The 18,752-nt window shown below is 68.9% G+C and carries 17 protein-coding genes, 1 tRNA gene and 1 other RNA gene; 4 read left to right on the top strand and 15 right to left on the bottom strand.

Annotated features, from left to right (window positions below):
* The 11 genes from mraY to sppA form a co-directional block, all read right to left on the bottom strand.
* Nucleotides 1–1,110 (bottom strand): phospho-N-acetylmuramoyl-pentapeptide-transferase, encoded by a 1,110-nt coding sequence (gene mraY, locus ACO05L_RS05560; RefSeq protein ID WP_421731177.1) that lies wholly within the window; start codon nt 1,108–1,110, stop codon nt 1–3.
* Nucleotides 1,110–2,543, bottom strand: a complete 1,434-nt coding sequence (locus ACO05L_RS05555; RefSeq protein WP_421731176.1) for a UDP-N-acetylmuramoyl-tripeptide--D-alanyl-D-alanine ligase — start codon at nt 2,541–2,543, stop codon at nt 1,110–1,112. Before ACO05L_RS05555 ends, mraY begins: the two co-directional genes overlap by 1 nt.
* Nucleotides 2,536–3,999: a UDP-N-acetylmuramoyl-L-alanyl-D-glutamate--2,6-diaminopimelate ligase gene (locus tag ACO05L_RS05550; RefSeq protein WP_421731175.1), complete on the bottom strand. Its 1,464-nt coding sequence runs from the start codon at nt 3,997–3,999 to the stop codon at nt 2,536–2,538. The genes ACO05L_RS05555 and ACO05L_RS05550 overlap by 8 nt, the downstream gene beginning before the upstream one ends.
* Entirely contained in the window at nt 3,996–5,783 is a 1,788-nt protein-coding gene (locus ACO05L_RS05545; protein WP_421731174.1) for a peptidoglycan D,D-transpeptidase FtsI family protein, read from the bottom strand. Before ACO05L_RS05545 ends, ACO05L_RS05550 begins: the two co-directional genes overlap by 4 nt.
* Nucleotides 5,780–6,211, bottom strand: coding sequence for a cell division protein FtsL (ftsL, locus tag ACO05L_RS05540; protein ID WP_421731173.1), 432 nt, complete (start codon nt 6,209–6,211; stop codon nt 5,780–5,782). Before ftsL ends, ACO05L_RS05545 begins: the two co-directional genes overlap by 4 nt.
* Nucleotides 6,208–7,176 carry a 16S rRNA (cytosine(1402)-N(4))-methyltransferase RsmH gene (gene rsmH, locus ACO05L_RS05535; RefSeq protein ID WP_421731172.1) on the bottom strand — a complete coding sequence of 323 codons (969 nt, stop codon included), beginning with the start codon at nt 7,174–7,176 and terminating at the stop codon, nt 6,208–6,210. Before rsmH ends, ftsL begins: the two co-directional genes overlap by 4 nt.
* Nucleotides 7,173–7,607, bottom strand: coding sequence for a division/cell wall cluster transcriptional repressor MraZ (locus ACO05L_RS05530; protein WP_421731171.1), 435 nt, complete (start codon nt 7,605–7,607; stop codon nt 7,173–7,175). The genes rsmH and ACO05L_RS05530 overlap by 4 nt, the downstream gene beginning before the upstream one ends.
* 420 nt (nt 7,608–8,027) lie before the next feature.
* Nucleotides 8,028–8,416: RNase P RNA component class A (gene rnpB / locus ACO05L_RS05525), an RNA gene on the bottom strand.
* A gap of 33 nt (nt 8,417–8,449) precedes the next feature.
* Nucleotides 8,450–9,217: an N-acetylmuramoyl-L-alanine amidase gene (locus ACO05L_RS05520; protein ID WP_421731170.1), complete on the bottom strand. Its 768-nt coding sequence runs from the start codon at nt 9,215–9,217 to the stop codon at nt 8,450–8,452.
* Nucleotides 9,218–9,223: 6 nt separating this feature from the next.
* Nucleotides 9,224–9,541, bottom strand: coding sequence for a hypothetical protein (locus ACO05L_RS05515; protein ID WP_421731169.1), 318 nt, complete (start codon nt 9,539–9,541; stop codon nt 9,224–9,226).
* 154 nt (nt 9,542–9,695) lie between these two features.
* Nucleotides 9,696–11,474 carry a signal peptide peptidase SppA gene (gene sppA / locus ACO05L_RS05510; RefSeq protein ID WP_421731168.1) on the bottom strand — a complete coding sequence of 593 codons (1,779 nt, stop codon included), beginning with the start codon at nt 11,472–11,474 and terminating at the stop codon, nt 9,696–9,698.
* A 212-nt stretch (nt 11,475–11,686) separates the two neighbouring features.
* Here sppA and panD point away from each other — a divergent pair, with 212 nt between their 5' ends.
* Nucleotides 11,687–12,043, top strand: coding sequence for an aspartate 1-decarboxylase (gene panD, locus ACO05L_RS05505; RefSeq protein ID WP_421731167.1), 357 nt, complete (start codon nt 11,687–11,689; stop codon nt 12,041–12,043).
* A 73-nt stretch (nt 12,044–12,116) separates the two neighbouring features.
* On the opposite strand, the gene ACO05L_RS05500 is transcribed toward panD, so the two are convergent.
* A complete protein-coding gene (locus ACO05L_RS05500; RefSeq protein WP_421731166.1) occupies nt 12,117–12,869 on the bottom strand; it encodes an SIMPL domain-containing protein in 753 nt (250 codons plus the stop codon).
* Nucleotides 12,870–13,082: 213 nt separating this feature from the next.
* On the opposite strand from ACO05L_RS05500, the gene ACO05L_RS05495 reads away from it, so the two are divergent.
* Nucleotides 13,083–13,158: transfer RNA gene (locus tag ACO05L_RS05495), tRNA-Ile, on the top strand.
* A 4-nt stretch (nt 13,159–13,162) separates the two neighbouring features.
* Here the strand turns inward: ACO05L_RS05495 and ACO05L_RS05490 are convergent.
* From ACO05L_RS05490 to ACO05L_RS05480, 3 genes are all read right to left on the bottom strand, one after another.
* Nucleotides 13,163–13,996: an NAD(P)H-hydrate dehydratase gene (locus tag ACO05L_RS05490; RefSeq protein ID WP_421731165.1), complete on the bottom strand. Its 834-nt coding sequence runs from the start codon at nt 13,994–13,996 to the stop codon at nt 13,163–13,165.
* A 115-nt stretch (nt 13,997–14,111) separates the two neighbouring features.
* Nucleotides 14,112–15,593: a hypothetical protein gene (locus tag ACO05L_RS05485; RefSeq protein ID WP_421731164.1), complete on the bottom strand. Its 1,482-nt coding sequence runs from the start codon at nt 15,591–15,593 to the stop codon at nt 14,112–14,114.
* Between the two features lie 12 nt (nt 15,594–15,605).
* The gene (locus ACO05L_RS05480) at nt 15,606–17,087 is read right to left on the bottom strand and encodes a tetratricopeptide repeat protein (protein WP_421731163.1); all 1,482 of its coding nucleotides are present in this window, start codon (nt 17,085–17,087) and stop codon (nt 15,606–15,608) included.
* A 311-nt stretch (nt 17,088–17,398) separates the two neighbouring features.
* On the opposite strand from ACO05L_RS05480, the gene ACO05L_RS05475 reads away from it, so the two are divergent.
* On the top strand, nt 17,399–17,893 hold the full coding sequence (locus tag ACO05L_RS05475; RefSeq protein WP_421731162.1) for a GAF domain-containing protein: 495 nt from the start codon (nt 17,399–17,401) through the stop codon (nt 17,891–17,893).
* Nucleotides 17,890–18,741: an HpcH/HpaI aldolase/citrate lyase family protein gene (locus ACO05L_RS05470; RefSeq protein WP_421731161.1), complete on the top strand. Its 852-nt coding sequence runs from the start codon at nt 17,890–17,892 to the stop codon at nt 18,739–18,741. The genes ACO05L_RS05475 and ACO05L_RS05470 overlap by 4 nt, the downstream gene beginning before the upstream one ends.
* The last annotated feature ends 11 nt before the right edge of the window (nt 18,742–18,752 follow it).

The raw sequence follows: 18,752 nt of genomic DNA, 5'->3' as shown, positions 1-18,752 counted from the left end.
CTATCGCAGCTTCAGCGTCGCCAGACCCAGCAGGGCCAGCATGGCGGCGACGATCCAGAAACGTATGACTACGGTGGATTCCGGCCAGCCCATCTTCTCGAAATGGTGGTGGATCGGAGCCATCAGGAAGATGCGCTTCTTGGTGATCTTGAAATAGCCGACCTGGATCATGACCGAGGCGGCCTCGATGACGAACAGGCCGCCGACGATGCCGAGGACCAGTTCGTGCTTGGTGGCGACGGCGATGGAGCCCAGCGCCCCGCCCAGGGCCAGCGACCCGGTGTCGCCCATGAAGATCTTGGCCGGGGGGGCGTTGTACCAGAGGAAGCCCGCGCCCCCGCCGATCATGGCGGCGCAGAAGATGGCCAGCTCACCCGCGCCGGGGACATGGTGGACGCCCAGATAGCCCGAGAAAATGAAGTTGCCGACCAGATAGCTGATGATGCCGAACGCCGCCGCCGCCATCATGACGGGCACAATGGCCAGGCCGTCCAGGCCGTCGGTCAGGTTCACGGCGTTGGAGAAGCCGACGATGGTGAAGGCGGCAAACGCCACATAGAACCAGCCGACGTTCAGCAGCACAGCCTTGAAGAAGGGGAAGGCGATGGAGGTCTCGAGCCCCGGCGAAGTTGGGGACGCCGTCATCCACAGCACGGTCAGCACCCCGGCGACGATCGAGACGACCAGCTGGGCGGCCAGCTTCTGTTTCGAGGTCAGGCCGGCCGAGGTCTGTTTCGTCACCTTGGCGTAGTCGTCGATGAAGCCCAGCACGCCGAAGGCCGCCGTCACGCCCGAGACGATCCAGATATAGGGATTGGTCAGGTCGCCCCACAGCAGGACGGCGACGCCGATGCCGGCCAGGATCATCAGCCCGCCCATGGTCGGTGTGCCGACCTTGGACAGGTGCGAGACCGGGCCGTCGTCGCGGATCGGCTGGCCCCGGCCCTGCTTGGTGCGGATCCAGTTGATGAAGCGGCTGCCCATGGCCACCGCGACGATCATGGCCGTGGCCATGGCCAGGGCGACCCGCACCGTCTGATACTGGATCAGGTTCAGCAGCGGATAGTCCTGCGCCACGTCGGCGAAGTGGAGATACAGGAGATAGAACATTAGACGCCCCCCTCGGCGTTTCGTGCGGCCAGAGCCTTGGCCACCAGCGAAGCCTTCGAGCCGTTCGAGCCCTTGACCATGACGATGTCGTTCGGACCCGCCAGTTCGTTCGCGCGCGTGGCGAGGTCGACGGCGGTCTCGGTCCAGACGCCGCGCCGCGAAGCCGGCAGGGCGTCGTAGAGATAGCGCATCTCTGGACCGGCGGCATGGACAAGGTCCAACCCGGCGGCGTCGATCGTTTCTGCCAGGCCGGTATGCAGGGCCCGCGATTGGTCGCCCAGTTCCAGCATGTCGGTCAGGACGACGATGCGCCGCCCGCCATTGGAAACCGGACGCGCCCCCAGGCTGCGGAAGCCCGCCGCCATCGACAGCGGGTTGGCGTTGTAGCTCTCGTCGATCAGGGTGAAGGCGCCGCCTGCGATGCCGACGCTGCGCGTCTCGCCCCGCCCGGCCAGGGGCTGGAAATCGGCCAGGGCCGCCAGGGCCGTATCCAGCGGCACGTCCAGCGCCTCCAGCATCAGGATGACCGCCAGACTGTTCAGGCCCCAGTGGAAACCCGATTGGCTCAGGGTGAAGTCGTAAACCTTACCGTGGATCTCGGCGCGGACGCGGGCGCCCTGAGGGCCCGGCTCGAAGGCCAGCAAACGCGCGTCATGACCCGCAGCCGAGCCGAAGCGCAGGATGCGGGCGCCGGCGGCCTGGGCGGCCTCCGACATCAGCCCGTCCCAGGGATTGTCGCCGTTGATGACCGCCACGCCGTCGGGGGCCAGGCCTTCGAAGATGGCGGCCTTTTCGCGCGCGACGCCGGTCTCGCCGTCCGAGAAGCCCTCGATATGGACCGGGCCGACCGTGGTGATGCAGGCGGCGTGCGGGCGGACCATCTTGGACAACGGGCCGATCTCACCCGGCGCGTTCATGCCGATCTCGAACACCGCGCGGGCCGTGTCGGCGGGCATGCGGGCCAGGGTCAGGGGCACGCCGATATGGTTGTTGTAGCTCTTGATCGAGGCGTGGCTGCTGCCCGCCAGATCAAGGCCCGCCTTGATGGCCTGAGTGACGCTGGTCTTGCCGACGCTGCCGGTGACCGCGCCGCGCCGGGTGATGGGTGAACGGTCGCGCGAGAAGACGCCCAGAGCCTCGAGGCCTTTCAGGGTGTCCGGCACGACGACGCAGGGACCGCCGTCGATGGCGTGATCCACCAGGGCGCCGCTGGCCCCGGCGCTAAAGGCGCCGGCGGCGAACTCATGCCCGTCACGCGCGCCGTGCAGGGCCAGGAACAACTCGCCCGGCCCGATCTCTCGGCTATTGTAGGTCAGGCCCGATGCGGAAAATGGACCGCCGATCAGCCTGCCGCCGGTCGCGGCGACGATTTCTTGCGAGGTCCAGAGCGGCCGTGTCGTGGCGCTCGCAGCGGACGGTGTCGGATCAGGCATGGACGCTCAGGGCATTGGCGGCTTCGGTGGCGTCGTCGAAGGGATGCGTGACCCCGCCGACGATCTGACCCTGTTCATGCCCTTTTCCGGCGATGACCACCACATCTCCGTCGCCCATCAGACCGATAGCCTGCTGAATGGCCTCGCGCCGGTCGCCTATCTCCAGCGCGCCGGGGCAGCCCTTCAGGACCTGAGCGCGGATCGCGGCGGGGGGCTCGGAGCGGGGATTGTCGTCGGTGACGATGGCGACGTCGGCCAGCCGCCCGGCGATCTCGCCCATCAGGGGCCGCTTGCCCCGGTCCCGATCACCGCCTGCGCCGAACACGACGATCAGCCGCCCGGTCGCGTGGGGACGCAGCGCGGTCAGCACCGTCTCCAGCCCATCGGGCGTGTGGGCGTAATCGACATAGACCTCGCCGCGGGTCGCCCCGCCGCCGATCCGCTGCAGGCGCCCTTGAGCGCCCGTGATATGTTCCAGCGCGCCCAGCACCCGGTCGGCGCTTTCGCCCGCCGCGATGCACAGACCGGCGGCGACCAGGGCGTTCGAGGCCTGAAATGCGCCGGCCAGAGGCAGCAGCACGTCGTGGACCACGCCGCGCACGTCGATGGTCAGGCGCTGGCCTTCGGGCGTGGCGCGGCGCCCGATCAGGGCCAGGTCGCGCCCGCGCTCGCCCACGCCCATGACGCCCAGGCCAGACATGATGCTGGCGGCGGCGAAACTGGAATAGGCGTCGGAGTCCGCGTTCAGCACAGCCGTCCGCCCGCGTGGCAGCAGGGTCTCGAACAACCGCATCTTGGCCGCGCGATAGGCGTCCATGTCGCCGTGATAATCGAGGTGGTCCTGGCTCAGGTTGGTGAAGCCCGCCGCCTTGATGGTCACGCCGTCCAGGCGGCGCTGGTCTATGCCGTGGGACGACGCCTCCAGCGCCAGATGGGTCACCTCCTTGGCCGCCAGTTCGGCCAGCAGGCGGGCGGCGTCGGCGGCGTCGGGGCTGGTCAGGCCGGGACCGGTCAGGGCGTAGGTCTTGTCGCCCTTCTGGCCGACGACGCCCAGGGTGCCCATGCTGGCCGACTTCAGTCCCAGACCGGCCCAGATCTGACGACAGAAGGCGGCGACCGAGGTCTTGCCGTTTGTGCCGGTGATGGCCACGCAGTTGGCGGGCTGGGCGCCATAGAAGCTGCGCGCGGCCAGGGCGTAGGCGCGTCGCACGTCGCCCGAGGTGACCAGTAGCGGGGCCAGGCCGTCCGGCGTATTGGACGGAGCCAGCACGGCGGCGGCGCCCTGGGCCAGGGCCTGAGGGATGAAGGCGCGACCATCCGCCGCCGAGCCCGGCAGGGCGACGAACAGGGCGCCGGGCGCGACCTTGCGGCTATCGGCGGTGACGCCGGTGATCATCGGGTCGGAGGCCACGTCGCGGCGCAACAGGTCTGACAGGCGCACGGACGGGCGGCTCATGGCCGAGCCCCCGCAACTGTGGCCGTAGCAGGCGCGGCTGTGGCGACCACGACCGGCACGGGATCGGCCTGACGCTCCACCGCCAGGAAGGGGGCGATGCGATCGGCCACGCGGCCCACGACGGGCGCCGCCACTCCGCCGCCCTGGCGCGACCCCACGGCCGGGTCGTCGAACAGGACAAAGATGACATAGCGTTGGGTCGTCTCGGGCCCATCGGCGGGGAAGACGGCGGCGAACGAGCCGACGCCGTGGCTGGCGTCATAGCGGCCATTGACCAGCTTGTTGGCCGAACCGGTCTTGCCGCCGACGCGCAGGCCCGCCGCATTGGCCTGACGGCCCGATCCGCGCAGGACGTTGGCGCGCATCAGTTGACGCATGGCGGCCGAGGTCTGTTCGCTGACCACGCGACGTTCCGGCCCGTTGGCGCCGCCGCGACGCAGGGACAGGGGCCGATAGACGCCGCCGTTGACCAGGGCCACGGTCGCCGCCGTCATCTGCAGAGGCGTGATCATGATGCCATAGCCGAACGACATGGAGGCGCGGGTCGAGTCTTCCCAGTTGCGCGGGCGACGCGGCCGGGCGCTCTCGCGCAGCTCGATGGGGGCGGCGTCCAGCAGGCCCAGCCGCTGGAAATAGTCGCGCATGGTGTTCGCGCCCATCTCGACCGCCAGGCGCGAGGTGCCGATGTTGGACGAGTGGAGATAGACCTCTTCCAGCGACAGGATGCGGTTGGTCGCGTGGAAGTCGCGAATCATCCGATTGCCGATCTTGTAGGCCTGGGACGCGTCGATCATCGTGTTCAGGTCGGCCTGCCCGGTATCCAGGGCGGCGGCGACGGTGAAGGTCTTGAACACCGATCCCATCTCGTAGTGGGCCGAGGTGACGCGGTTCAGGGCCTGGTCGCCGGTCGCGCCGCCGCGCCGGTTGGCGTCATAGGAAGGCCAGCTGGACATGGCCAGGATCTCGCCCGTGCGCGCATCGGCGATGACGCCGACAGCGCCCTTGGGCTGGGCGATTGCAGCCGCCGCAGCCAGTTCGTTGTCGAGCACGCCCTGGATGCGCAGGTCGATGGACAGGGGGAACTCCTGGCCATGGGCGCCGGCGGCGCGGATCTCGCTGTTGAAGGCCAGCTCCGCGCCCGACACGCCCTGTCCCCCCGTGTCGGCGGTGCCGATCAGATGGGCCGCGGCGGTGTTCAGGGGATAGACGCGGCGATCCTCAGGCTCGAAAGACAGCCCGCCCAGGGCCAGGGCGTGGACCGCGGCCCGCTCGCCCGGCGTCAGGCCCGGCATGACGATGGCGCGGCGCTCGCCGTTCAGCACCTTATGCAGCCGCTGGGCCGACAGGCGTGGCAGGACGCGGCGCAGCTGACGCTCGGCCAGACGACGGTCCCAGACCTCGGCCGGATCGATGTAGAGGCCGTAGTAGGTGATGTTCGAGGCCAGCAGCGCGCCGTTGCGATCCACCAGATCAGCCCGCGCCAGACCGCCGGGGTTGGCGGCGAAGGTCCGGCCGCTCTTGGGCGCGAACAGGGCCGAGTGGACGGCGCCCAGCGTCAGGCAGCCGAACACCACGCAGAACAGCGACATGATGAGGAAGATGCGGACCCGCGTGTCCTCTTCCGGCTTGGCGTCGGCGCGGGCGCGCTCGAACCCATGCTCGATCCACCAGACCAGGGCGCCGGCCCAGCGCAGCCAGGGCGACAGGCTGGACCCCAGAGGACGACCCTGCGGATGCGGCACGCCCGGCGCGGGGCGATAGTGGAAGCGGTCCTGAAGGCTCATCGCTGCCCCCCAGCGACGGCGGCGGCGACGGCGGCGGCTTCAGCGGCGGGCGAGGTGGGCGCGGGCGTCACGACCGGGGCCGGCTTGGGCGCCGGAGCGGGCGCGGTGACGATCGTGCCGATCTCGGCTTCCTTGGTCTGGCGGCGAACGTCGACCGGCCCCAGGCCCGCGGCGCGCGACAGGGCCTCCAGACGGCCGGGCTGTTCCAGACGGGAAATCTCGGCGCGCAACAGGCGGACCCGCTGCCGGTTTTCGGCGATTTCGCGTTCCAGTTCGCCGATGCGCGCGCTCTCACGCGCCGCGGCGGCCTTGGCGACATAGACCGACAGCACCATGACGGCGACCAGAACGGCGCCGATGATCTCGACCCAGCGGATGCCGCGCACGCGGGCGTCGAACACGCGCTTCAGGACCAGGACGCCGGTCATGCCGCCCTCCGTCCGTCGATCCGGCCCCAGGCGGGGGCGTCGGTGCGGACGCCCGCGCGCAGCCGGGCCGAGCGGGCGCGGGGATTGGCGGCCAGTTCGGCCTCGCCCGCCTCGCGCGCACCCTTGAACATCAGGTCGAAGCTGGGCTTGCGCGTCTCGACCGCCATGGGGGCGTGGCGCGAGCCGCCGGGCGCGTTGCCCGTGCGCTCGGTGAAGAAGGCCTTCACGATCCGGTCTTCCAGCGAATGGAAGGTGACGACGGCCAGGCGACCGCCCGGCGACAGGCTGGCCTCGGCGGCGGCCAGACCGGCTTCAAGCTCGCCCAGTTCGTCGTTCACGGCGATGCGCAGGGCCTGGAAAGCGCGGGTCGCCGGATGGGTCGGGGCGCCGCGACGCCCGCCCAGGGCCTTTTCGATAACCTCGGCCAGATCGAGGGTGCGGGTGAAGGCCTGGCTTTGGCGACGACGCAGGATGGCCGTGGCGATCCGGCCCGACTGACGTTCCTCGCCATACAGCTTGATCAGATGGGCAAGAGGGCCGTGGTCGTAGGTGTTGACGATGTCGGCGGCGGTCAGACCTTCATCTGACATCCGCATGTCCAGCGGCCCGTCGCGCATGAAGGAAAAGCCGCGCTCGGCCTGGTCCAGCTGCATGGACGAGACCCCGATGTCGAACACGGCCCCGTTCAGGGCGGGACGGCCGCTGTCGGCGAAGGCCTCGGCCAGACCCGAGAAGGGGGTGCGGACCAGCTGGAACCTGCCGGGGAAGTCGGCGGCGACGGCGTCGGCGTGGGGCTGGACCGTCGGATCGCGATCCAGGGCGATCACCTCGGCGCCGGTCTTGAGGATTTCGCGCGTATAGCCGCCGGCGCCGAAGGTGGCGTCGATCATCAGGTCGCCGGGCGCGGGCGACAGGGCGTCGATGACCTCGGCGATCAGGACGGGGGCGTGGGGAGAGGCGGTCATGCGCCCTCACCGCTCATGACATCGCGGGCCAGGGCGCGGCGGGCGGCCTTGCGCTCGTTCCAGCGGGCGCGGTCCCAGATCTGGAAGCGCGGCCCCAGGCCGATGATGACCACGTCCTCGCTGAGACCGGCCTCTTCGCAAAGACTTTCGGGCAGGGTGATGCGACCGCCGCCGTCATAGGCCAGGGGGCGCTGGCCGGCGTAGAAGGCCTCTTCCAAAGCCGTGCGCCGGTCGCTGCCGAACGGCAGGGCTTCGATGCGGGCGACATATTCGGCCATCAGCCGGTCGCCGCCGGCCTCCAGACAGTCCGCCGTTATGGAGAAGAAGCAGAAGACGCCGTGTTCCGCGCCATTGTCAGCCGTGCGGTATTCCTGAGGGATCAAGAGGCGGCGCTTGCCGTCCAGCTGCTTCTCGTAGGTCGAGAGAAACACGCCCTATTCCCTGTCGAGCCCTGCGGCCCGCCCCTGAATGCCAAGACGCCTCTGAGCGAGACGCCGATCACCCCACCCGGTTCACCCTGATGGGATAACATGGGATCAGATGGGCCTCAATGGGATGTATTGACACTTTTTAACCACGTTCACGCTCAAACGACCGATCCGACATCTGAAAAACCAGAACATACACGGAACGTCTATGCAGCAACGTCGTAAGATAACACTGTGACCCGCCCCCAAAGAGGTCAGATTATCCAGTAAAAACAGCTGCTACGGGGCAGGCTCGGACCATGCTGAGCGCCATGGACCATTCGATCCCATCGCTGCCCATGAGGTCGGTCTAAAGTTAGATGGGGATGGCTTGCGGGTCACAGGTCGGCCAACGCCAACCGGACGACAATGCAAAAGCAAAGAGGCGTCAGACGGCCTGTAAGCCGGGTTCTGTTCCGCCCCCGACCGAGATCGAGAGCAGCGACGATCATTCCTCTGGACCGCCCATTGCTGGACGGTTCTCGCGACCTACCCGGACGCCTCGGGCGGTGAGCCCTGCGGCCGAAGCCGCGCGACGTCCCTATTCGGTCTTGCTCCAGGCGGGGCTTGCCATGCCGTCCCTGTTACCAGCGACGCGGTGGGCTCTTACCCCACCCTTTCACCCTTACCGGCCCCGCAGGTCCGGAGGTTTGCTTTCTGTGGCGCTATCCCTCGGGTCGCCCCGGGCGGGCGTTACCCGCCGCCTTTTCACCGTGGAGCCCGGACTTTCCTCGACAGGAGCAGGCTCCTGCCGCGACCGCCCGGCCGTCTGACGGGGCGGTTAGTGAGGCATCAGGGCCGCCGGGTCAATTGAGGACGCCCGTGACGCTCTCGGCCGTGGCCAGTTGCAGCACGCCCATCAGGGTGGCGCGGGTCTCGCCATCGGCGACGCCATCGACGCGGGAGGCCCGCCAGTGGCGCTGGAAGGCGCGGACGGTGGTCGCCGTTTCCTCGTCGAAGGTCCCTCCGGGCTGAAGCCCATAGCCCAGCCGGTGCAGGCCCGAGCGCAGCACGACCACGCCGATCCCCTCGTCCCCGACCTGAAGAAAGCCGCCCAGGGCCGCGATACGTTCGGCGGCGGGCTCGAACCACAGGCCATGACCGGCCTGGGCCAGCCGCTTCCACGGAAACAGTTCTCCGGGGTCTTCCTTGCGCTCGGGCGCGAGGTCGGAATGGCCGATGATCCGGGCGTCGGGAATGGTCCAGCGCGAGCGGATGTCAGACGTCAGGTCGATGACGGCCTGAACCTGGACGTCGGGAAAGGCGCGATAGCCGAACTCATGGCCCGGATTGACGATCTCGATGCCGATGGAGGCGGCGTTGATGTCGGTTTCGCCCTGCCAGACGCCGCGACCGGCGTGCCAGGCGCGGCGCGCCTCGGGCACAAGGGAGAAGATGCGTCCGTCTTCCTCGACCAGATAGTGGGCCGAGACCTCGGCCGCCGGGTCGCGCAGACGGGCCAGGGCCTCTTCGCCCGTCCTCATCCCGGTATAGTGAAGGACCAGGATATCCGGCGGCGCGCGGCGTTCATCGAAGTTCGGCGACGGCGCATCCGTAATGGTCAGGGTGGTCATGACCGCCTAGCGGCCCTGCCGTTCCCAGCCATAGGTGACCCAGGTGTCGCCGACCTTCTTGGCCTCGATCACGTCGTCCGAGCGACGGACGGGGGCGACCACGGTGCGGCGAGCGCGCACGGCCAGGCCGGCGAAGAAGACCAGCACGCCGGCGATCAGGGCGATGACGGCCACGGCGGCGGCGGTGAACACGGCCAGAACGGCGCCCACGGTCAGGGCGGCCACGGCGGCGATCAGCCCGCCCAGCCACATCAACGACGCCACGATACCGCCGGGGCGGCGGCGGGCGTTGAAGCCGAGGGCGGCGAAACGATCCTGCGTCATGGGTATTCCTCTGAGAACGTCGCCCGGTTCACGTCACGATAATCACGTCACCGGAGAACGCCTGAGCGTCAATGTCGGTCCATAGACATGAACCGTCAATGACCGACGCCTTCACAGGCAGGTGTCGTATGCGCGCACCCCGGCTAGACAAGCCTTAGTTGAGCGGCTGATCGGCCAGAACCACCGCGCCCTGGCCGCGCAGTCGCTCTGTCTGGACCCGGCCCAGCAGAACCTGTGCCTGAGGATCGGCCATGACGCCGCCGATGGCGACCAGGGCGTGGGCGGCCTCGCTCGAGACCCCGAACGCCTTGGACAGGGCTTCCCACGGTGACTGAGGCGTCGGGAAACGCTTGAAGCGGACATCTCGGTCGGCCGGGATCTGGGCCAGAGCCTTGGCCTTGGCGACCGCCTCGGTCACCCCGCCCAGTTCGTCGACCAGACCCAGTCCCTTGCCCTGGGCGCCGGTCCAGACCCGCCCGCGCGCGATTTCGCGCACGCGCGCCGGCGGCAGGTGACGGCCGGTGGCGACGCGGGTGATGAACTCGTCATAGGTGCGGTCCATCGAGGCGGCGAAAGCCGCGCGCTGGGGCGCCGTAAAGGTCTGGGTCGGCGAGAAGGCGTCAGCGTAATCGCCGCCCACCGAGATGCCGCGCAGGTCGACGCCGAAACGGGCCAGGGCGTCGGCGACCACGAACTTGCCGCCATAGACGCCGATCGAGCCGGTCAGGGTCGAGGGCTGGGCCACGATCCAGTCGGCCTCCGAGCTGATCCAGTATCCGCCCGAAGCGGCGTATTCACCCATAGAGACGACGACGGGCTTGCCCGCCTTACGCGCCGCGCGAACCGCGGCCAGGATCTGCTCGGACGCCTCGGGCGAGCCGCCGGGCGAGGAGACGCGGAAGACGATGGCCTTGACCGCCTTGTCGTCGATGGCGTCGTAGATGGCCTTGGCCGTCACGTCGGAATGGATCGAAGAGCCGCCGCCGAAACCGCCGCCCCCGCCGCGTCCCGTCAGGATGGCGCCCTCGCCGCCGACGATGGCGATGGCGTCGCGGCCCGACCCTTTGCGCTCACCCTGGATCGAGGCGTAGTCGCCGAACTCGACGATCTCGGCGCGATTGCCGGCGCGACGCTTGGCCTCGGCCTCGGCGTCCTCGGCCTGGCCGATCTTGTCGACCAGCTTCAGCGCCAGAGCCTGCTGGGCGGAATAGGGGCCGGCCTCGATGGTCGTCTTCAGGGCGGCGGGCTCGACCCTACGGTCGCCCGCGGCATTGCCGATGGCGCTGTCATAGATCGACGTCATCCAGGCCGTCATCGCCTCGCGGTGCGGGCCGGTGAAGTCGGACTGGGTGTATTGGTTGACGGCGTTCTTGTACTCGTAGCGCTGCTCGAAGTCGGCGCGGACGCCGTAGCGTTCAAAGGCGCGGGCCAGGAAGACATCGTCGGCGGCAAAGCCCGCGACCTGGAAACTGGCGGTGTTCTGCATCCATAGCTCGGACGCGGCGGCGCCCAGCATATAGCTGGAGATGGCCGTACCGATCGGCTGGAAGCCCTGGGAATGGGCGATGACCGGCTTGCCCGCGGCGCGGAAGCGACGGATGGCCTGGCGGATTTCGTCTGCCGTGGCGGGGTTGATGCCGCCCTCGGGCAGGCGGACCAGCAGGGACTTCACCCGCCCGTCCTTCTCGGCCTGGGCCAGGGTGTCGACGATCTGCAGCGTCGACAGGCTGGACCCGCCAAAGGCCGAGAACGGGCTGGACGAGGCCTGGTCGCTGACGCTCTGGCGCAGGTCCAGCTCCAGCACCGTGTTGCTGGGCGCCGTGGGCTTGGACGCCGTGGCCATCGCGATGGTGATCAGGACGATGGGCAGAACCACCACGAACAGGATCAGGCCGGTGAAGACACCGAGCACCGTCAGGAAGAACTGTTTCATCGTCGCGTTTTAGTCCGGGGAGGCCAGGAACGGCGGCCTCGACCATAGAGGCCGGACGGTCACCGTCAAATGAACGTCGCGTAACGGGCGAACGCTGAAACGAGATCGTGGGTGCGGCGCAGCATGCTCATTGATGCGGGGGCGAGAACTGACTATATCAGCCGCCTGCGAGCGGGGGCCTATGCCCCGCGTCACGATGGACCGCACTCCCCATGCTGGTCACCCTGATGAAGGCCAAACTGCACCGCGCGACGGTGACACAGGCCGATCTCGACTATGAAGGCTCGATCGCCATCGACGGCGACCTGCTGGACGCTGCGGGCATCTTTCCGCACGAACAGGTCGATGTGCTGAACATCACCAATGGCGCCCGCTTCACCACCTACGCCATCGAGGCGCCGCGCGGTTCCAAGGTCATCGGCGTCAATGGCGCCGCCGCCCGTCTGGTGCAGAAGAACGACAAGGTCATCGTCGTGACCTATGCCCAGATGCCTGCGGAAGAAGCCCGCCAGTGGTCGCCCAGCGTGGTGCTGCTGGACGACGCCAACGAGATCAAGCGCGCCGCCTGATCCGCTTCGAACCACCGGAATTTAAAAGGCCCGCCGTCGCCGGCGGGCCTTTTTTCTTGTCTGCGAACGGACCTTAGCGGGCCAGGTCGTAAACGCCGGTGATGTCGATCCGCACGCTCAGTTCGCCGGCCGCGACCGGGGTCGAGGCTGAATCCATAGCCGACGCGCGCATGGCGAACATCGGCATCGGCGGCTGGGGCGTATAGCCGCCGCCCTCGGTCAGCGAGCGAATCCCGCCCAGCGGCACGCCCAGAGCCTGGGAATAGAGCTGGGCCTTGGCCTGCAGGTTGCGCACGGCGACCTGACGGGCCTGGTTCTCGGCGGCGCTGGGATCGCGCAGGCCAAAGCTGATGCCGTCGATCTGGTTGACGCCTGCGGCGACCACGGCGTCGGCGGTCGTGCCCACGGCGTTCAGGTCATAGATGTTCACTGTCACGCGGTTGGTGGCCTGATAGCCGCGCAGCTTGGGCGGCTGGTTCTCGACATAGTCATACTGGGCCTGGAGGTTGAGGCCCGAGGTCTGGATGTCGCGCTCGCCAAGACCGGCGCGGCGCAGGGCGGCGGCGACGCGGGTCATCTGGGCCGCGTTCTGGGCCATGGCTTCCTGCGCGGTGGCCGCCTCGGTCATGACGCCAAAGGTGATGGTCGCCATGTCGGGCGCGACCTTGACCTCGCCGGAGGCCGACAGGTTCAGGGCGGGATACTGGGCCATGGCGTGCACCTGCAATGGGCTGACGGGATCGGCGGCGGTCTGGGCCATGGCGGCGGGCGCGGCGAACGCCATCAGGGCGCCGCCCAGCATCAGGGCCTTGGAAATCGGGGTCATGTCTGTTCTCTCCTGAGACGGCGATCCATCGACCCGCGAGACTTGGCCCCAGGTCGTGGCCGAACCTTGACCTTAAGCGCCTGAACGCCGGCGGGCGTTCCGTGTCAGAAACCGTTCATCGCGGTGAATTCGCCGACAGGTCCAAGGCGGCTTTGCAGCGCGCGCCCCCTCCCCTTTTGCATCGACGCCTGCTAGGCGGTCTGCTCACCTTGGGGGCGAGTAGCTCAATGGTTAGAGCCGACCGCTCATAACGGTCTGGTTGGGGGTTCGAGTCCCTCCTCGCCTACCACCCCTCAATCCCCGCGCAGCGCCCGCAGGACGGTCGGAAGCATCTCGGCCAGGTCCTCGGCGATCAGGCCGGGGCCGAAGCGGGCGCCCGCGTCGGCGTGAAGCCAGACGGCGGCGCAGGCGGCGTCAAAACTGTCCATGCGCTGGGCGATCAGGCCGCCGATCATGCCCGCCAGCACATCTCCGCTGCCCGCCGTCGCCAGCCAGGGCGAGCCGTTGTCGTTGACGCTCAGCCGCCCATCCGGCGCGGCGACGACCGTTGCGCGACCCTTCAGCACGACGACGCACCCTGCTTCTGCGGCGGCGGTGCGGGCGGCGGCCTCGCGCCCTTGCGACAGCAGGCCGGGGAACAGGCGCTCGAACTCACCCTCGTGCGGGGTCAGGACGTCGTCCCGATCCAGGCCGTCGAACAGCTGGCGAGGCCGACCCTTGAAGATCGTCAGGGCGTCAGCGTCGACGATCAGCGCCGCCCCGGTTCGCGCCAGAGCCATCAGGTTGTGCACCGTCGCCTCGGTCAGGCCCGCCGCCGGGCCGATCACCACCGCATCCAGCGGATCAGCCAGACGCGCTAGGGCTTCGGGAGAGGTGAACTCGTCGACCATCACCGCCTCGACCGCGCCCGCGACGACCAGGGATGCGTCGGGCGGACACAGAATGCGGACAAGGCCTGCGCCAATCCTGAGGCTTGCGCGGGCCGCGAGCCGTGCCGCGCCGGTGCGCAGGGCCGAACCGGACACCACGCCCAGCCGTCCGCGCTCATGCTTGTGCGTGTCCGGCCCCGGCCATGGAAAGGTCGCGCGCCAGTCTGCCAAAGCCGTGTCGTCGGTCGAAAGAGTCATGGTCACGCCGCGTGGGAAACCCGAAAATCGGTTCCGCCTCTAGGCCGAGGCGATGACCGCTTCATGCCAACGGATCAATGCGACATCTGCTCCGCCGTCCGCAAGACGGCGCCGCCTATCGCCGCCAGCGATCGTCGCCCCGGCGACGGCGATCCTCGACATAGCGGCCGTCGCGGTCGTACCAGCCATAGCCGGACTGATAGTCGCCGTAGCCGTCCATGCGATAGCCGTCGTCGGCGTATGGCAGGCCCAGGCTGCCTTCCTCTTCGTACCACCACTGTTGCGGATAGGGGCCCCACTGGCAGGAATAGTCCTGATCCGGGCGCGGCTGCCAATAGGGCTCATAGCGGTCGCGGTAACGGGGACGGAAGCTGGGACGGCAGATGTCGTTGCGCGACCAGACCCGGTTGTTGCGGGCGTCGATGATGGCGCGGGTCTCGCGGAAGAAGACATCGCGCACCCCGGCGAAGACGTTGCCGGTGACCACCGCACGACCCGAGGCGGCGGCGACGCCGACGGTACGGGCACGAACGCGGCTGTCGGCCAGGGTGACCTCGCCATTATAGAGGACCACGCCCTTGTCGGCCTTGCAGATGCGGACCTGGTTGATCGAGACCGAGGCCCCCTCGACCGCCACGCCCTCGACATAGCCGCAGATGCGCGAGTTGATGATCGACACCTGGCCCGTCTCGTTGCGCGAACGGACGGTGACGCCGATGGCGCGCGGGCCGAAATTATTGGGTGAATCCGATCCGGTCAGCACCAGGCCGTACAGGCTGGACGGGCCGTTGGCGCCGGGGACCAGTTCGATGCCGGATCGGGCGCCCGACACGGTCGTGCTCTGAGCCGTCAGTGTCGCGCCGTCGGCGACGATGGCCGCCGTCTGGGTCTGGGCCGAGATATTGGTGTCGCGAATGTCCAGCCGCCCGTCGTGGGCATAGATGGCGGCTTCCTCGCCGACATGGGCAAAGGCGACGCGGTTGATGACGATGTCGGCGCCGTCGCCGACCACACAGGCGGCCTCACCCGCCTTGGGCGAGGACAGGATCAGGTCGCGGATCTCGACCCGCACGCCGGGCGAGACGCTGATACAGGGCAGGCCGTCAGGGGCCTGCAGGGTCGCCGCCGGAACGCGCTGGCCGGTGCGAGGGTCGAAGCCGCCCTCGCCCTGGATGGTCATCGGCTTGTCGATGTTGAGCCAGCCGACGCAGGCGCCGCCGCGTCCGCGAATGGTCAAGGAGCCGCCGGGGCGGACGCGGCGCACCGCATCCTCGACCGCGCCGGAACCGGGATTGCCACCGCAGTCGACCCAGACATCCTGTTCGCCGCCATGGAAGGGCGGGCGCCCATTTCCGCCAAAGTCCCAGTCAGGCCGGTGGTCCCGGTAGTGATAGCGGCGCGGCGCCCGCCTGCGCGAATTGACCGGCGGGTCCAGCAGCAGGCCAAAGTTGGGCCGGGTCTGGCTTTCGATCCGGGCGGCGGTCTGGGCCTGGGCCGTGTCCCCCTGGGCCAGCCAGACGACACCGGCGACAGCCGCGACCGTCAGGCCGCCCAGCAGGGTCCGAAGACCGAGGATGCGGGATGTTCTCGACGTCATCGGCTCGCCTCCTTAGCGGCGCTGCGAACGGGACACCTGGGCCAGGACGGCCTGCAGGCGGTTGGCGGACGGCCCAAAGCCGGCCAGGGCGGAATCGATGCGGAAGGCGACGGCCTGGGCCTTGTCCTGATCCGCCACCCCGGCGACGCCCAGGGCGAAGAAGGTGGACATGGCGAACTTGGCCTCGGCGTTGCCCTGCTTGTCGGCCTCGGCGTACCAGTGGAAGGCGCGGGCATAGTCGGTCGGCACGCCGATCCCCTCGGAATACATCACCGCCAGCACCAGCCGCGCCTCGGCCGAGCCGTTCATGGCCGCCAGCTGAATGGCGCGGACCTGCTCCAGATAGGACAGCCGCCCCTCCATCGGGTGGCCCAGCATGGCCTCCAGGGTCTCGACCTGGCGCTTGGACAACTGCTGCGGCTGGCTGGCGGCGGTCTCGGTCACGCCCAGAAAGCGCAGCGCCCGGCCGACGTGGATGAAGGGCAGTTCGCCCATCCGCGACAGGGCGTATTCATAGGCGTCGCCGCGTGGGCGGCTCTCGTCCGAGAAGGGCACGCCCGACTGGGGCGCGTCATTGGGATAGAATTCGAACGGCGGCACCCACTGTCGCGCCTTGCCCTCGACAAAGGCGCCCGAGCGCGCCCGCGCCGGCGAAGACCGCTCGAAATCCTTGAGCAGGACATAGGCGCCGACGTCGCCCGTCTGCACCGCCAGGTAGTTGTAGAGATAGGCGTCGACGTCGTTCCTCTGGAACAGGTTCACCGCTGCATAGCGACCGTACCGCCGACGATCCTTGGCCGACAGACCATCGCCCCGCCCATAGGCCTCGCGTCCCTGCGGGTTGTCCTGAGGCTCGCCGAAGGGTCCGAACAGGCCGTCGTGCAGCCGGGCCAGGGTGCGGAAACCCTCGGCGTCCTGGGTCGATAGGACATAGATCATGCGGTCGCGGACGGCGTCCTGCTCGTCGCGCGACATCCGCGACAGCTGCTCGTCCAGCCTCTGATAGGCGACGTGGCGCTCCCACGCCCGGCAGTCGTCGTAGCGGGACAGGGAGCGGAAGCCGCCCCAGCCGCGCCGCTCGACCCGGTTGATGGGGGCGTAGCCCTCGTCATTGGCCAGGGCCAGTCCGGTCCAGACCGCGCTCTCGATCGGGTCTTCGATATTCTTGTCGGTGGCCTTCAACGCCGCATACCGACCGCCGAGTTCAAGCTGGGCGAAGAAGTCGCCGCGGAAGGCGGCGCGGCGCAGCAGGCGCAGTCCGGTCTCCTGGGCGTTGAACTCCGACCCCGTCAGGGCCGCCGGGCGCGGACAGGCGTTGGCCGCCGCATTGTCTCGACGCCAGAAGGACAGGCCCCGGTCCGTGCAGCTGGCCAGGGATCCGCCGACGACGGCAAGCGCCAGGATAGCGGCGACGGCGACCATGGGTCCGCGCGTCCGGCCCGAGCGCCAGCCGCTGAAGCGTCCGTCCTCGTCTGCGCGGTTCCGATCGCTCATCCCCTCACCCCATCCCCGAAGACGCCGGCCCAAATGTTCAGGCGTGGCCATGCAAGCTTGACTGTTCAGCCTGCCAGCCCGTTAACCATTTCGCAAACCAGCGATCCGGTCCAGTGAACTCGCCGACATGGTTAACGCCGAATTCACACAAAGCGTTGCCGCAGCGTGGCCAAAATGTGGAAGCCTCTGACTTATCCACGGTTTTCGGCGATCTGTGTTCGCGGACCGGCGCCGCACTCGCCAGTCGGGCGCCTGGCGCCTATATCGGCGACGAGCATCCCACCTCTCCTCAATCCGCTTCGAGACCCTCCATGGCCTATGTCGCCCGCGCAGACCGTCCAGCCGACAAGGCCGCCCGCTATGCCGAGGTCGAGGCCGAAATCGCCGCCGTGCTGGACGGAGAGCCGAACGTGACGGCCCGCATGGCCACTGTCGCCTCGATGCTGGCCGACGCCTTCGACCATTTCTTCTGGACCGGTTTCTATGTCGTCGATCCGACGCGAGAGCGCGAACTGGTGGTCGGCCCCTATCAGGGAACCCTGGGCTGTCTGCGAATCGCCTTCGGGCGCGGGGTCTGCGGTGCAGCGGCCGAAACCGGCCAGACCCAGGTGGTCGAGGACGTCCACGCCTTCCCCGGCCACATCGCCTGCGACAGCCGCTCGGCCAGCGAAATCGTCGTGCCGGTGTTCGACGCCTCGGGCGCTCTGATCGCCGTGTTCGACGTGGACGCCACCGTTCCCGCCGCCTTCGACGCCGTCGACGCCGAGGCGCTGGAGCGGCTGCTGGCAGGGGTGTTCGGCCGATGAGCCGGATGACGGGGCCCGTCCGCAGCGTCCTCTACCTGCCCGCCTCCAACCCCCGCGCCATCGAAAAGGCCCGCACCCTGGCCTGCGACGTGGCGGTGCTGGACCTTGAGGACGCGGTCGCGCCCGAAGCCAAGGCCGACGCCCGCCACGCCGCCGTCGAGGCCGTGCGCGCCGGCGGCTTCGGCCTGCGCCTTGGCGTGCGGATCAATGGGCTGGATACGCCATGGGGCAAGGACGACCTCGACGCCCTGCGCGACAGCGGCGTCCGGCTGATCGTCGCGCCCAAGGTCGAGAGCGAGCACGGGGTGCGCGACCTGTCCGCCCGCCTGCCCGCCGGTTGCGACCTGTGGGCCATGATCGAGACGCCATTGGCCGTGCTGCGGCTGGACGCTATCGCCGGGACGGGCGGCGCCCTGGCCGGGCTGATGCTGGGCGTGAACGACCTGGCCAAGGGGTTGGGAACCGGCCCTTCCGCCGACCGCGAACCGCTGAAGCCGTGGATGGCCGCCACGGTCGCCGCCGCCCGCGCCCACGGCCTGGTCGCGCTGGACGGGGTGTTCAACCGCATCGACGACGCGGAGGGATTGGCTGCCGAATGCGCGCAAGGGCGCCTCTACGGCTTTGACGGCAAGAGCCTGATCCACCCGTCCCAGGTCGCCGTCGCCAACGCCGCCTTCTCGCCCGGCGAGGACGAGGTGCGGGCCGCCCGCGCCATCGTCGCCGCCTTCGCCGCGCCGCAAGCCGCCGGTCTGGGCGCCATCCGCCTGAACGGGGCCATGGTCGAACGCCTGCATCTGGAAGCCGCCGAGGCCCTGCTCGCGCGACATGAGGCCGCTCAAGCCCGTTAGTCGCCATCATC

It is taken from the genome of Brevundimonas sp. (assembly GCF_965227765.1).
Lineage (GTDB): Bacteria > Pseudomonadota > Alphaproteobacteria > Caulobacterales > Caulobacteraceae > Brevundimonas.
This window is presented reverse-complemented; position numbering and strand designations above follow the sequence as displayed.